General features: G+C 57.9%; 8 protein-coding genes and 1 tRNA gene. 5 read left to right on the forward strand and 4 right to left on the reverse strand.

Annotated elements, in window-relative coordinates:
- Nucleotides 1-65: 65 nt before the first annotated feature.
- The 3 genes from murI to IV454_RS15200 are packed head-to-tail and all read right to left on the reverse strand — an operon-like array spanning nt 66 to nt 3,199.
- On the reverse strand, nt 66-1,016 hold the full coding sequence (gene murI, locus IV454_RS15190) for a glutamate racemase (RefSeq protein ID WP_229522259.1): 951 nt from the start codon (nt 1,014-1,016) through the stop codon (nt 66-68).
- A gap of 11 nt (nt 1,017-1,027) precedes the next feature.
- On the reverse strand, nt 1,028-2,569 hold the full coding sequence (locus tag IV454_RS15195; protein WP_206092111.1) for a fumarate hydratase: 1,542 nt from the start codon (nt 2,567-2,569) through the stop codon (nt 1,028-1,030).
- Between the two features lie 15 nt (nt 2,570-2,584).
- Entirely contained in the window at nt 2,585-3,199 is a 615-nt protein-coding gene (locus tag IV454_RS15200) for a TIGR00645 family protein (protein WP_206092112.1), read from the reverse strand.
- A 292-nt stretch (nt 3,200-3,491) separates the two neighbouring features.
- On the opposite strand from IV454_RS15200, the gene acs reads away from it, so the two are divergent.
- The 5 genes from acs (at nt 3,492) to IV454_RS15225 (ending at nt 12,365) form a co-directional block, all read left to right on the forward strand.
- On the forward strand, nt 3,492-5,492 hold the full coding sequence (gene acs / locus IV454_RS15205; protein WP_206092113.1) for an acetate--CoA ligase: 2,001 nt from the start codon (nt 3,492-3,494) through the stop codon (nt 5,490-5,492).
- A gap of 78 nt (nt 5,493-5,570) precedes the next feature.
- Nucleotides 5,571-5,661, forward strand: a tRNA-Ser gene (locus IV454_RS15210).
- Between the two features lie 459 nt (nt 5,662-6,120).
- Complete coding sequence (locus IV454_RS15215; protein WP_206092114.1) at nt 6,121-6,504, forward strand: hypothetical protein; 384 nt, start codon at nt 6,121-6,123, stop codon at nt 6,502-6,504.
- A 58-nt stretch (nt 6,505-6,562) separates the two neighbouring features.
- A complete protein-coding gene (locus IV454_RS15220) occupies nt 6,563-11,641 on the forward strand; it encodes a DUF3320 domain-containing protein (RefSeq protein ID WP_206092115.1) in 5,079 nt (1,692 codons plus the stop codon).
- Nucleotides 11,642-11,879: 238 nt separating this feature from the next.
- Entirely contained in the window at nt 11,880-12,365 is a 486-nt protein-coding gene (locus IV454_RS15225) for a VOC family protein (RefSeq protein WP_206092116.1), read from the forward strand.
- A 9-nt stretch (nt 12,366-12,374) separates the two neighbouring features.
- On the opposite strand, the gene IV454_RS15230 is transcribed toward IV454_RS15225, so the two are convergent.
- On the reverse strand, nt 12,375-13,505 hold the full coding sequence (locus tag IV454_RS15230) for an acyltransferase family protein (RefSeq protein WP_206092117.1): 1,131 nt from the start codon (nt 13,503-13,505) through the stop codon (nt 12,375-12,377).
- Nucleotides 13,506-13,555 lie beyond the last annotated feature (50 nt).

The following is a 13,555-nucleotide window of genomic DNA, read 5'->3' on the forward strand; positions in this document are numbered from 1 at the left end:
AGAAAAAGATTATACAAACATCTGAGCGAACTGGCAAATCAAAATGCGCGTAACGCGAAATATTTTCAAATTACCACTTCGCGCACGGGCGCATCGATGCCCAGCAAGTTGGCAAACGCGAGCGACAACGCCGTTGCGCTGGCGCTGGTATAGCCCTGGAGGGTCGGTGCGGCGCCCATGCCAGCGGCGGTGACGGCGACATGGGAACCAGCCGCACTCTCCGCACCAGTGGCACCAGCGGCCGCGCGGCTGAGGTCAGGCACCGCGCCGGCGGCGTTGCCCTGATTGAGCAAGCCGGCGGCACCCAGCAGGCGCGCCAGTTGCCGCGCCACCGCGTCGCCGGTGTCGATCAGCACGATGTCGCGCGACGTCGCCGCGGCAATGACCTGGCCAAGCGTGGCCAGCACGAACGGGTAGTGCGTGCAGCCCAGCACCAAGGTATCGGCGCCCTGGTCCAGCAGCGGCACCACGTACCGCTCCAGCAAGGTCCTGATCTGCGCCGATCCCAGGTCGCCGAGTTCGATCTGGTCGACCAGGCCCGGACACCCCTGCAGCAAGAATTGCGCAGTGCTGGCGGCGCTGATCTGGTCGCGCAGCAGCAGGAACTTGGCGCCGGCAATCGTGACCTTGGTCGCCAGCACCCCCACCTTGCCATTGCGCGTGGCCGCCGCGGCCGGCTTGAGGCCCGGCTCCACCCCGACGAGGGGCATGTCGGGATAGTGCGCGCGCAGCACCTTGATGGCCGCCACCGTGGCCGTATTGCACGCCACCACCAGCGCCTTGGCGCCGTTGGCGACAAGAAAACCGGCGACCGCCAGGGAGCGCTCGGCCACCACGCTTTCCGGCTTGTCGCCATACGGCGCAAAACCGGAATCGGCGAAGTACAGCAAATGCTCATGCGGCAGCTGCGCGCGGATATGGCGCAGGACCGACAAGCCACCGACGCCGGAATCGAACACGCCGATCGGCGCGGTAACCGACGCCGTGGCCACCCTTGGGACGCTCGCGTTTGTCACTCGTTCGTCACTCAGGCCACGCTGACAGGAATCTTGCCGACGCTCGACAGCGATTCAATCCTGGCTGCCCATTCCTTTGGACCGGTGTTGTGCACCGAAGTTCCATTGGAGTCGACCGCCACCGTGACCGGCATGTCGACCACATCGAACTCGTAGATCGCTTCCATGCCCATGTCGTGGAAACCGAGCACCTTGGCGCTCTTGATCGCCTTCGACACCAGGTAAGCGGCGCCGCCGACCGCCATCAGGTAGGCCGACTTGTGCTTCTGGATCGATTCGATGGCCGCCGGGCCGCGCTCGGCCTTGCCGATCATGGCGATCAGGCCGGTTTTTTCGAGCATCATGTCGGTGAACTTGTCCATGCGGGTGGCGGTCGTCGGACCGGCCGGGCCGACCGCTTCGTCGCGCACCGGATCGACCGGGCCCACGTAATAGATCACGCGGTTCTTGAAGTCGACCGGCAGTTCCTCGCCCTTGGCCAGCATGTCCTGGATGCGCTTGTGCGCGGCGTCGCGGCCGGTCAGCATCTTGCCGTTCAACAGCAGGGTCTGGCCCGGGGTCCACGAGGCGACTTCTTCCTTCGTGAGCGTGTTGAGGTCGACCCGGCGCGATTTCTCGGTATCCGGGGTCCAGTGCACGTCAGGCCAGCTCGACAGCGCCGGCGGTTCGATGTAGCTCGCGCCCGAGCCGTCCAGCACGAAGTGCGCGTGGCGGGTGGCGGCGCAGTTTGGAATCATCGCCACCGGCTTGGAGGCCGCATGGGTAGGATGCATCATGATCTTGACGTCGAGCACGGTCGTCAGGCCGCCCAAGCCTTGGGCGCCGATGCCCAGCGCATTGATCTTGTCGCACAGCTCGATACGCAGTTCCTCGGTCTTGTTCTGCGGGCCGCGCAGTTTCAGCTCGTACATGTCGATGTCATCCATCAGCACTTCCTTGGCCATCAGCATGGCTTTCTCGGCCGTGCCGCCGATGCCGATCCCGAGCATGCCCGGCGGACACCATCCCGCGCCCATGGTCGGCACGGTCTTCATGACCCAGTCGACCAGCGAGTCGGATGGGTTGAGCATGACGAACTTGGACTTGTTCTCGGAGCCGCCGCCCTTGGCCGCGACCTTGACGTCGACGGTATTGCCCTCGACCAGTTCCATGTGGACCACGGCCGGCGTGTTGTCCTTGGTATTCTTGCGTTCGAACTGGGGATCGGCCACGATCGAGGCGCGCAGCTTGTTGTCGTCGAAGTTGTAGGCGCGGCGCACGCCTTCGTTGACGGCGTCGGTGACGGTGCCGGAGAAACCTTCGAAGCGCACGCCCATGCCGATTTTCAGGAATACATTGACGATGCCGGTATCCTGGCAGATCGGGCGCTTGCCCTCGGCGCACATGCGCGAATTGGTCAGGATCTGGGCGATCGCATCCTTGGCGGCATCGCTCTTTTCCGACTCGTAGGCGCGCGCCAGGTGGGCGATGTAATCGGCCGGGTGGTAGTAGCTGATGTACTGGAGGGCGGCGGCAACCGATTCGATCAGGTCTTCCTGCTTGATGATAGTCATGAGTTTCTCGTAGGCTTAGTGGGGGTTCTTGGACAGGTTCTGGGTGCCGATCATGATGCGGTCGGTATAGGCGATCGCCAGCGCCGACAGCAGGAACACGATGTGGATCACCGTCTGCGCGATCAAGGTCTTGGGGTCGTACGCGTCGGCATTGATGAACGTCTTGAGCAGGTGGATCGATGAAATGCCGATGATCGCCATGGCCAGCTTGGTCTTGAGCACGGAAGCGTTCACGTGCGAGAGCCACTCTGGCTGGTCGGGATGGCCTTCCAGGTTCATGCGCGAGACGAAGGTTTCGTAGCCGCCTACGATGACCATGATCAGCAGGTTGGAGATCATCACGACGTCGATCAGGCCGAGCACCACCAGCATGATGGTCGTTTCGTTGAGCTTGGTGGCCGGCTTCGTGCCCGGCACGGTGACCGCGTCGAGAATGTGTTGCAGCGCCGCTTCGTTGCCGAGCGCGGCGCCGATCAAGTCCTTGAGTTCCACCCAAAAATGGAAGACATACACGCACTGCGCCAGGATCAGGCCCAGATACAGCGGCAACTGCAGCCAGCGGCTCATGAAAATGAGCTTATTCAAGGGCGTCAATTTCTGAGGCACTTTGGGTGAAATCGGTTCAGACATGAATGCTTGGCTCCTGAGTAAGACAAAAATTTTCGCTGCGTCATTTTACCAGCGCTTGGCCCGGCTGCAGAGGGCGGCCTCGGTCCGCCGGCGTATTGATCTGCCGCAAACCACAGGCGATTGTCATGCAGTGCTCATTGATCTTGTCGTTAATGCAAGTGACCATACCGCTTGATGGCGCTATCCATGTTTTAATGTCCCATCGAACTTCTTCGCAGATGTGTCATGTAAGGGCGCAGTAAGCGAGCGGGACTATGGTTTTAGCAAAACAACACCACCAATGGAGATCAGCATGGCAGCAACAGATTCCACCCAGCAGGACAATCAAGGCTTGCAGGAAAGCCGCGTATTTGCGCCGCCGCCGGACTTCGTGGCCAACGCCGCCATTTCCGGGATGGATGCCTACCATGCGCTGTGCGCGGAAGCGGCCGCTGATTACGAAGGTTTCTGGGCCCGCCTGGCGCGCCAAAATCTCGAGTGGCACAAGCCGTTTACGTCGACCCTGAACGAGACCGATGCACCGTTCTATAAATGGTTCGATGACGGCGAGCTGAACGTGTCGTACAACTGCCTCGACCGCAACCTCAAGAATGGCAACGCCGACAAGACCGCGATCATTTTCGAAGCGGACGACGGCACCGTCACGCGCGCGACCTACCAGGAGTTGTACGAGCGGGTCTGCAAGTTCGCCAACGGGCTCAAGGCGCGCGGCATCAAGAAGGGCGACCGCGTCATTATTTACATGTCGATGTCGATCGAAGGCGTGGCCGCCATGCAGGCGTGCGCGCGCATCGGCGCCACCCATTCGGTGGTGTTCGGCGGCTTTTCCGCCAAATCCTTGCAGGAGCGCATCATCGATGCCGGCGCGGTGGCCGTCATCACGGCCGACGAGCAACTGCGCGGCGGCAAGCACCTGCCGCTGAAAAGCATTGTCGACGAAGCGCTGGCGCTGGGCGGCTGCGAGAGCATCAAGAATGTGATCGTCTATAAGCGTACCGGCGGCAAGATTGCCTTCACCGAAGGGCGCGACCTGTGGCTGCACGAACTGGTGGCCGACCAGGGGGCCGAGTGCGAGCCGGAATGGGTCAATGCGGAGCATCCGCTGTTCATCCTGTACACCTCCGGTTCGACCGGCACCCCCAAGGGCGTGCAGCATGCCAGCGGCGGCTACCTGCTGTGGGCCGCGCTGACCATGAAGTGGAGCTTCGACATCAAGCCGCAGGACGTGTTCTGGTGCACCGCCGATATCGGCTGGGTCACCGGCCACAGCTACATTGCCTATGGCCCGCTGGCGGTGGGCGCCACGCAGGTCGTGTTTGAAGGCATCCCGACCTACCCGAACGCCGGGCGCTTCTGGGCCAATATCGCCAAGCACAAGGTCAGCATCTTTTATACGGCGCCGACGGCGATCCGTTCGCTGATCAAGGCGGCCGATGTCGATCCGAGCGTGCATCCGTCCAAGTACGATTTGAGCAGCCTGCGCCTGCTCGGTTCGGTGGGCGAGCCGATCAATCCGGAAGCCTGGATGTGGTACTACAAGAACGTGGGTGGCGAACGCTGCCCGGTGGTCGATACTTTCTGGCAGACCGAAACGGGCGGCCACATGATCACCCCGCTGCCGGGCGCGACACCGATGGTGCCGGGCTCGTGCACATTGCCGCTGCCGGGCATCATGACCGCGATCGTCGACGAGGCCGGTGCGGACGTACCGAACGGGCAGGGCGGCATCCTGGTGGTCAAGCGGCCGTGGCCGTCGATGATCCGCACCATCTGGGGCAATCCGGAACGCTTCAAGAGCAGTTACTTCCCGGATGAGCTGGGCGGCAAGATGTACCTGGCGGGCGATGGCGCGATCCGCAACAAGGATACTGGCTACTTCACGATCACGGGGCGCATCGATGACGTGCTCAACGTGTCGGGCCACCGTATGGGCACCATGGAAATCGAATCGGCGCTGGTGGCCAATCCGATGGTGGCGGAGGCGGCAGTGGTAGGCAAGCCGGACGACACGACCGGCGAATCGATCTGCGCGTTCGTGGTGCTCAAGCAGGCGCGGCCGACCGGGGAAGAGGCGAAGAAGCTGGCGCTGGAGCTGCGCAACTGGGTGGCCAAGGAAATCGGGCCGATCGCCAAGCCGAAGGAAATCCGCTTCGGCGACAACTTGCCCAAGACCCGTTCGGGCAAGATCATGCGGCGTTTGCTGAGGGTGCTGGCCAAGGGCGAGACCATCACGCAGGATGTGTCGACCCTGGAAAATCCGGCCATCCTGGAGCAGTTGAAGGAAGCCTCGTAAGGGCGCGCGAAATTTTCTTCATACCCCACGGAATTTTTGCTATAATCTGCGGCTTCGCGAAGGCGGAGATGTAATGCAGGAGAGATGGATGAGTGGTTGAAGTCGCACGCCTGGAAAGCGTGTATAGGTTCATAGCCTATCCGGGGTTCGAATCCCCGTCTCTCCGCCAAGAATAGGTACCAAGAAGTCAGGCAAGCTCCAAGAGCCCGCGTTTCTCCCAGTGAGAGCGCGGGTTTTTTGTCGTCTGCACGCTTTTGCCCCCCACAATCCAGTCCTTTCACACGCATGTAGGGTGCTGGGACTCGTGAGACCAGGGCTGTTCATTCTGAAAATTCATCACCCCAAGATAGTCAATGGTCTGCAGGCTAACCCCGGCTTTCTCGGGAATGTTGCGCTGGGATAATTTCCCCTTCAGGGGATGATATCGACCAAGCAGCGCCATTAGACCGCAAGCATCTCTGCCAGTAATTAGTGGAGTGCATGGAGAATTTATATCGGCAAATCTGTCGTATTAAACGCAATGACGACAAGCTTTTCACAATTGTTATTTTTAGTGATATTTAACAATTGAAACTATGTTAGCCTGAAAGGCATGGTTTAACGCAAAACATGTTTCGGGAGAAAAATTATGGATTGGATCGACCGGTTGAGAGCATTGTCTACGCGTATCCGTGCAACGAAGGACCTAATTCCCGCAGTGGCGCCAGTCGACAAGTCCGGGATCGTTACGACGCCCGCAGAAGTCGAAGGTTCTCACATCGTTCGTTCGATTCCTCGAGAAGTCGTTGGCTCACATCGTGTAGTCATGCTTGATGCGTTAAGTTACTGCGCAATCCTACTTGACGACAATAACCGCACACCGATATGCCGCCTTCGTTTCAATAACGCCATCAAACTTGCAATCGGTCAGTTTAACGAAAAAAAAGAGGAAGAGCGCATCTTGCTCACCAATCTCGATAGTCCTTATGATCACACGGACAGGTTGAGAACCACCGCCTTGTCACATCTCTGACCGTTCGAACAATAGCTGAGGCTGCTAAACAAACACGTATTCAAAAAGGGACGATGAGATGGCAACCGATATCAACGATGTGAAACCGATAGATCTAGCGGCAAGAGCCGCTCTCGTCCGTTTGTTTAATGACACCCGCAAGCGGTTGGTAGAGACCGGAACAAAAAATCGACTGGTTCATGTTAACCGTGCGAATGCCCGCGGTAACGTGGTGAATATGGTAAACGAACGATCAGACGATGTCTATGCCATTCTTTCGAAGAAAAAAACTATGCGATTTCTGGGGATCGCCCGTGACCGCGAAGACGACAAGACTGGAGTTCCTTTGGCCGACGTCGGCCAAGAAGGTTTCGATACCGACCGCGCCACCGATGAACAACTTGAAACACGAATGGGACCAGATGCGCTGCAAAAGCGACTTTTGAAGATCGCGCGCGAGGCGCAAACCGCTGAAGAGGACTCAGGCGTCAATATCCTATATTTGGCACTAGGTTTCCTTACTTGGTTTGAGGACAAGTCGTCTGCGGTGGGACGAGAGGCGCCTCTTGTACTTTTGCCAGTTGAGCTGGTCCGCAATCAGCGCACGTCAATTTACGATATTCGGAGTAGAGATGAGGATGTGATAACAAATCTTCCGCTCCAGCAGCGTCTTAAGGACGACTTTGGTATTCAGCTTCCCGAAATCGAAATCGACGAAGGGTGGGCTCCTTCAAGTTACTTCAAACAAATTGACGAGCTCATCGTTAGCCAAAAGAACTGGAAGCTGGATCGGAATGGGATACAGCTGGGATTCTTCTCGTTCTCCAAACTGCTCATGTATCGCGACCTGTCAATCGAAATGTGGCCGGAAGGGGCGATCGCCGATCATGCTCTCACACGCGGTCTTCTATACGAAGGATTTGAATCTGAGTCACCACTTTTTCACGACAGTGAGCGCTTGGATGATGCGCTACCGCCGGCGAAGATGTTTCATGTCGTCGATGCTGATGCCTCACAGGCACGCGTTATCGAGGAGGTGAGGGCAGGGCGCAATCTCGTCGTCCAAGGGCCGCCAGGCACTGGTAAGTCACAGACAATTACGAACATCATTGCAGCAGCAGTCAAAGAAGGGAAGCGTGTGCTTTTCGTTGCGGAGAAAATGGCCGCACTCTCCGTCGTACACGACCGTCTCGTTAAAGTGGGACTACGCGACATCTGCCTGGAGCTTCACTCTAGAACCGCAAATAAAACAGCCTTGCTCGCAGAACTTGCCCGCACGTTGAACGCTGCATCAGCAATACCTTCGCTGCCTGCCCCGCCTTTGGCACTCACCAAGTCTCGCGACAAACTGAACGCTTTTAGCGAATTGCTTCATTCTCAAATAGGGAACACCGGCGCCACTCCGTTTGCAGTGTTGAGTCTTCAAATGCGCTTTATCGGTAAAGGGGCACCGCCGCCAAGTATCGAAAGTTTGAGCCTCGCCACGATGACCCAGGAGCAGGAACGTCATGCCGTTGGAGTCTTGTCGCGTTATGGTGAACTTTTGGCGGAGGAGGGGTGTGTCGAGCAGCATCCATTCGCGGGGACGCAGAATCTTGATCTTCAGCCTGTTGATCTGGCTCGCCTTGCGACGCTGCTCACCACAGCAAATCAGGCAGCCATTCGGCTGGAGAAGGCCGTACAAACATCAGTTGCAGCGTTACACCTGATGGTTCCTAATGCGATGCAGTCCGCTTCTTTCATTTCAGAGGTCCTCACCAGCCTTGATGGGCTGCCTGCCGGAACTGTGGAAATTGCGAGATCGATTCTGTTAGTTTCTGACATTCCCAGACTTCGACAGGCGCTTGAGGTTGGTGACGCATGGCGTACTGCGCGAATCGCTGCAGAGCAGACATATGTTGAATCGGCATTCACGACCCCACCTGATGCGTTGCGAGGTCCATTAGTCGGCGGAATTGACTCTTTTCTTTGTCGTTGGGGTAGTGCATATCGAGCCGCATCCCGCGAGCTTGCAGGTTTACTTCGCTTTGCAATTCCAAAAATGGCGAACGAACGTGTTGAGCTGGTAGACCGACTCTCACACATTTTTTCGTCAAGAGCACGTTGGGGGGGGGATGAAGAATTCTGTGCGGCTGCGATTGGTAGCGCGTGGCGTGGCGAGCAGACGGATTTTGCACGTGCACTGGCTGCGCTAACTTGGTGTGAAAAGGTATCTGTTGCTGCTAGGCGCATCCCTCACGAACCCTTGTTGGCCTTGGCTCAGAACCATGAGTTATTGGCGAATATGCGCCGGGAGCTTAATGAATCGGAGCCAGTTGCCCGCCGTGTCATAGCTGATGCAGTTGATATCTTGCGGCTCGATGAGCAGTTGTTGGGCAGTGCAGAAATTGGCAGCGCAGATCTAGGCAATATTGCGCGAAGGTTTGACGCGATGGCACGGTCTACAGGACGGTATGCTGGCTGGGCAAGATTGGCGTTGCATCATAGTCGCCTTGTCAACGCGGGCTTGACTGAACTCGCGCTACGCATGCAATCCGGACAACTGAACGGTCAATCAGCAGTCGTAGAGCTGCGTTATGCGCGTGCAGAACGCCTTTGGCAAGTCGCCCGGGAGTCCTCGTCGCTGCTACGCGACCTGGCGCACGAAAAGCGCCATGAATTGGTAATTACTTTTGCCCAATTAGAGCGCGAGCGGCTTGCGGAGAATGTAACTACTATCAGAGCAGAGCATTTAGGCCAAGTCCCAATGGGTGCCATGGGCGAAATGAAGGTTATCCGGGGCGAGATAGGTAAAAAACGCGGGCACATCGCCCTTCGTAAATTGTTCGCGAGCGCAGGGACAGCAGTTCAGCGAATCAAGCCAGTCCTTCTGATGAGTCCAATCTCGGTTGCGCAGTTTATTCCACCAGGAGCCTTAAGTTTCGATCTTCTTGTGATTGACGAGGCGTCGCAGGTGCGCCCAGAGGATGCATTAGGGGCAATTGCTCGCGCCAAGCAAATTGTAGTCGTGGGTGATCAAAAACAGTTGCCACCGTCCTCATTTTTTGACCGGATTCTTGCTGATGAAACCGACGAGCATGATGGAGAGGAGGGGGAGGCTGACCTCCTTGATAGCGCAGCGAAGGTTGGCCTGATGGAGAGCATTCTCAGTCTCTGCGAGGCGCGCGGACTTTCGTCTCGTATGCTGCAGTGGCACTACCGTTCGCGGGATCCGTCGCTGATCATGGTATCGAATCACGAATTCTATGAGAACAAACTCATTCTTCCTCCATCGCCTTTGCAGGACGACCCCGCATACGGACTGTGTTTCACACGAGTCAATGGGGTATATGACAAGGGCGGGAAGCGGGACAACCGCGGCGAGGGCGCAGCTATCGTGGCCCGGGTAGCAGAGCACGCTCGTCTTCATCCAGATCAATCGCTTGGCATCGTTACGTTTTCCACGGCGCAGCGAAGTCTCGTCACTGAATTGCTTGAATTTTCACGCCGCACTGATTCCATCCTCGACGAATTCCTCCGGGAGGGGCAGGCAGAAGACGTGTTCGTCAAAAATATTGAAAACGTTCAAGGGGATGAACGTGACGTTATTCTCATTAGCGTTTGCTATGGCCCCGTTATTCCCGGCGGCAGACTCGCCAGTATGACGTTCGGGCCCGTGAACCAAGAAGGGGGCGAGCGGCGCCTGAACGTTCTGTTTTCCCGGGCACGCGTGCGATGTGAAGTGTTCGCTTCTTTTGATCCAGGCGATATCGACCCGGGCCGCGTAAGCCGCGACGGCGCGCGCATCTTAAAGCGCTTTCTGGAGTTTGCGAGAGACGGCCGAATGCTAGATGCTGTTCCGACGGGCGAGGCGGCTGAAAGTCCGTTCGAGGAAGATGTCGCTGATGTGATTAGGAGCCTGGGATATCTTGTTGATCCTCAAGTTGGCTCTGCGGGTTTTCGAATCGATATGGGAATTCGCCATTCGGAAAGCCCGGGGACATATGTCTTGGCAATCGAGTGTGATGGTGCAACGTACCACAGCGCCTTGTGGGCTCGCGAGCGTGACCGTCTGCGGCAGGATGTCCTGGAGCATTTGGGATGGCGTTTTCACCGGATATGGAGTACCGATTGGTTCTATAACCGTCAAGCGGAGATTGAACGCTTGCGGGCGGCGCTTCAAGAAGCACGTACGATTTCTACGGCAGGCGTACGAATCAATGGTGCCAATCGTGCTCGACCAGTATCTGTGGACCACGTTGCAGCTAAGCCCGCTGTGTTCGAAATTCCAGCCGTCGTTGTAAAGAAAATGCCAGCGTATCAGCGAGCCAATTTCCCGGTGGTCGGTCAACAGGAACCGCATGAGGTTGGGGGCGCAGCGTTGGCAGCGCTTGTTAGACGTATCGTAGAGGCCGAGGGTCCAATTCATGTAGAGGAGGCAGCGAGGCGGCTTGCCGCGTGTTTTGGAAAGGAGAAGGCGGGCTCGAGAATCGTCGCGCTTACAGACTCGGCACTGGCCGAGGCGAAGAGAAACGATGTTGATCTCTTGTCGGATGGTGCGTTCTGGTTCACCGTTGCACAGTCCAAGGTGCCTCCCGTTAGAGACAGATCTGAAGAAAGCGGCGCCACATTAAAAGCCAAAAGTATTTCGGCGCTTGAAATCGGTGAAGCTCTGCGACTGGCACGGGAGGAGAATGCTGGCGGGGCTGAAGGGCAACTGATCCGAGTGGCAGCACGATTGTTAGGCTTTCGCCGCGTTGGAGCGGACCTGCAGGAACGACTTACGGCAAAGATTGGTACGGACGAACACGAGTGGCATCGCACTGGAATCGAACTTACGCCTGTAAAAGCATTCGAGATCGACGGGCCGGGGAAATATGCTGTTGAAGTCGCTGGAGCGATCGCAAATCAGGACGCGATCGCGGGAATTTTTGACCCCAGAGTGAGTGGACTAAACAGTCAACTTGTAACTCAGCTAGTCCTTGGTTCGGACGGTAAGGTTTCTGTGAAAGTAGACGGCACCGACATAGGCTATCTGTCGAAATATATCGCGAGAGAATTTCGCGCGGCTGTTGTTTCCGGAAATTTAACCGAATACGATGTCTTCAATTGCTCAGCTCGTGTATCGAATCGCGACGGTCGGCAGACCATTTGGGTGGATCTACCTGAGGATATTTAATCGCCACGCAATCATTTTAGCAAGGGTTTCTTTCGTTTCATACATGTAGTCGGCGCCGTGAGCGCAGTCCCATCGAAAGGACTGCTGCGCACTCGCTGGAGTATGCCAGAATGTAGGCCATTGACGAATCGTCGCCACGGCATTAGTCCCATCCGACCGACCGAGGTCCCCTCATACGGCTTTGGTTTTCTCGCGGCAATGGAGCCGGGTTTTCACTCTTCCGTTCAGGAGCCACTAAATGCCCAGCAAGAACACAATCTGTCTGTGGTACGACGGCGACGCCGTCGACGCCGCAAACTTCTACGCAGAAACCTTCCCCGACAGCGCAGTCCATGCCATCCACCGCGCACCGGGCGACTATCCCGCTGGCAAAGAGGGCAATGTCCTCACGGTCGAGTTCACCGTCGCCGGCATTGCCTGCCTGGGCCTGAACGGCGGCCCGCATTTCAAGCACAGCGAAGCCTTCTCGTTCCTGATCGCGACCGACGACCAGGCCGAAACCGACCGCTTGTGGAACGCCATCGTCAGCAATGGCGGGCAGGAAAGCGAATGCGGCTGGTGCAAGGACCGCTGGGGATTATCCTGGCAAATTGCTCCACGCGCCCTCACCGAAGCGGTATTCGGCCCAGACCGCGCCGCAGCCAAGCGCGCGTTCGATGCCATGATGACGATGAAGAAAATCGATATCGCCACGATAGAACGGGCCGTGCTCGGCCGGGATTGATCCGCCTGATTACATGAATGCGGTGCGCGTCGCAGGTGCCTCGGTTACAGATTGCAAGACGCGTCCCAGCGGAAGCTCCACGCACCGATAAAACACAGCGCCTGCCATCAGGCTCGCAGCCCAGGCAGCCAGCATGCCCAGCGCCTGATAATGCGGCTCTGGCGGCACGAAATGGGCAAACGCCGCATTCATCACCAGACAGACCGGGAAATGGATCAGGAATACCGAATAGGAAATCTGCGCGAGACGATTAATCGCCGCCATGCCCCAGTGCGAATACGATCCCGTGCGCGCACGGCCGAACAAAAACAGAACGCAGGCCACCGCCAGCGCCACCGCAATGCGCAGGCGGAAGTCGAGTGCCAGCGCGATCAAGGTCGGCAGCACGATCATCGCCACCAGCAGCGCAACCACCTGCGGCCGCCGTGTCGGATCGCTCGCCAGCCAGGCCATGATGCCCAGTCCATAGCTACCGAAGAAGTAGGGCGCCCAGTCATCCCAGTTGGGATCGCGGTTGAAGTACAACAGGGACATGCTGATGCCGATGACAATCACGGCAGGCATCAACCACGGCCGCAAGCCGCCGCCCGAAAACCGTCCGCACAGCCAGACCAGCACGGCCACCACGGCATACAGCTGGAAATCGATCGCGACGTACCACGCGCCCGCCGACAAGGAGTCGTAACCGAGCACGCCCTGCAGCAGCAGCGCATGCGCGGCCAGTTGCAGAAAATCGGGAGGGGGAGAGATGGAATTGTGCGTCATCCACCGGTTGGCCAGGGCGGAAGCGGCAACGGCGCACAGCATCGCCACCATAAACGGCGGCACCAGCTTGGCATACCGCCGCCACACGGTCCCGAGCGGATTGATCAAGCCTGGCTGGCCTTTCGGGAACAGGGATTTGGCGACCAAGAATCCGCCAATGACAAGGAAGACCTGCACCGCAATGCGCGCGAATGAACCCAGCCAATCGATCACATCGGGCATCAGGGGCCGCGCGTAGTCCGCCATCGGGCCGTAAAAGGCCAGGTGGTGCAGCACAATCAATTGTGCCGCGATGACTTTCAATAAATTGATGAATCCAAACTGGGCCGGGACGCTTGCCTTGGCCCCGGCTATTTTTTCGACGACTACACCCATGCAAACCTCTTCCAAAAGCGCGACCGCGCAAGCTGCGCAGCGGTCGATAC

It is taken from the genome of Massilia antarctica, assembly GCF_015689335.1.
Classification (GTDB): domain Bacteria; phylum Pseudomonadota; class Gammaproteobacteria; order Burkholderiales; family Burkholderiaceae_D; genus Telluria_A; species Telluria_A antarctica.

Coding starts and splice junctions, on each gene's coding strand:
- IV454_RS15230 (WP_206092117.1), bottom strand. CDS start 13,505: ATGGGTGTAGTCGTCGAAAAAATAGCCGGGGCCAAGGCAAGCGTCCCG.
- IV454_RS15225 (WP_206092116.1), top strand. CDS start 11,880: ATGCCCAGCAAGAACACAATCTGTCTGTGGTACGACGGCGACGCCGTC.
- IV454_RS15220 (WP_206092115.1), top strand. CDS start 6,563: ATGGCAACCGATATCAACGATGTGAAACCGATAGATCTAGCGGCAAGA.
- acs (WP_206092113.1), top strand. CDS start 3,492: ATGGCAGCAACAGATTCCACCCAGCAGGACAATCAAGGCTTGCAGGAA.
- IV454_RS15215 (WP_206092114.1), top strand. CDS start 6,121: ATGGATTGGATCGACCGGTTGAGAGCATTGTCTACGCGTATCCGTGCA.
- IV454_RS15200 (WP_206092112.1), bottom strand. CDS start 3,199: ATGTCTGAACCGATTTCACCCAAAGTGCCTCAGAAATTGACGCCCTTG.
- IV454_RS15195 (WP_206092111.1), bottom strand. CDS start 2,569: ATGACTATCATCAAGCAGGAAGACCTGATCGAATCGGTTGCCGCCGCC.